The 1,145-nt window shown below is 37.2% G+C and carries 1 protein-coding gene and 1 tRNA gene; both read left to right on the forward strand.

From position 1 onward, the window contains the following. Positions 1 to 42 precede the first annotated feature (42 nt). Positions 43 to 128, forward strand: a tRNA-Tyr gene (locus M663_RS0111490). A 136-nt stretch (positions 129 to 264) separates the two neighbouring features. After that, positions 265 to 768 (forward strand): rubrerythrin family protein, encoded by a 504-nt coding sequence (locus M663_RS0111495; RefSeq protein WP_003866895.1) that lies wholly within the window; start codon positions 265 to 267, stop codon positions 766 to 768. Positions 769 to 1,145 lie beyond the last annotated feature (377 nt).

Here is a 1,145-nt window from a genome sequence, read left to right on the forward strand (position 1 = left end):
AAGTCCTATTGCGACCACCATTTTCAAAAAATTAAATATTGTGGAGGGATACCCAAGTGGCCAAAGGGGGCAGACTGTAAATCTGTTGGCTATCGCCTTCGATGGTTCGAATCCATCTCCCTCCACCATTAAAAAAAGACTGTAAGGTCTTTTTTTATTTTTCTCTTTCAAATGTCTTGACATGGTAAAAAAGTGTAGTATAATATTATTTAAAAGAGAAAATTATTATTTATTAATAAAAATTTAATTAAGGAGGAATCTTTTATGCGAGAAATGACAAGACATAACCTTAGTGAAGCCTATGCAGGAGAGAGCCAAGCTCACATGAGATATCAAATTTTTGCTGATGTAGCTGAAAAAGAAGGCAAACCTAATATTGCAAGACTTTTCAGGGCTATTTCCTATGCTGAATTGGTACACGCTACAAATCACTACAAAACTCTTGGAGAAGTAGGAAATACAGTAGAAAATCTTGAAAAAGCTATAGAAGGGGAAACCTTTGAGGTAGAAGAGATGTATCCTGCTTATAATGCTGTTGCAGAACTTCAAGAGGAATCTGGAGCTAAAAAAAGCATACATTATGCTATTGAGGCTGAAAAAATACATGCAAAATTGTACACTGAAGCAAAAGAAGCAGCATTAAAAGGAGAAGATATAAAGATATCAAAAGTTTACATATGTCCTGTTTGCGGATATACATCTGTTGATGTATTGCCAGAAAAATGTCCTGTATGTGGAGTTCCTGGAGAAAAATTTGTAGCATTTTAAATATAATTTTTTAAAGAAAAGAGCATGTTGTGGCATGCTCCAGACTGTAGACAAACTTTCGTAAAGGAGATATTTTACAATCGGTGCGACTTGTGACAAAGCGGCAACAAAACTTAGCAAGACCGAGGGTGGAGGCAGGGCCGAAGCCATGGATGGCGAAGGCGGGCACCTTAAGGCATGGATGCCGATTGTGCCCGGTACCCTGCCGGAACCTGAAGGTCGAGTTTAGTTTTGTCGCTTTGGAACATCGGAGCAACGATGCAAAATATCTCCTTTGAATATTTTTTAACTTTGTCAACAAACTGGAGCATGTTTTAGCATGCTCTTTTTTGATGCACATAGTGTAAAATTATCGTAGGATTTTTTAAAGAGAAAAA

The sequence above is a fragment of the Thermoanaerobacter sp. A7A genome (assembly GCF_000445185.1).
Lineage (GTDB): Bacteria > Bacillota > Thermoanaerobacteria > Thermoanaerobacterales > Thermoanaerobacteraceae > Thermoanaerobacter.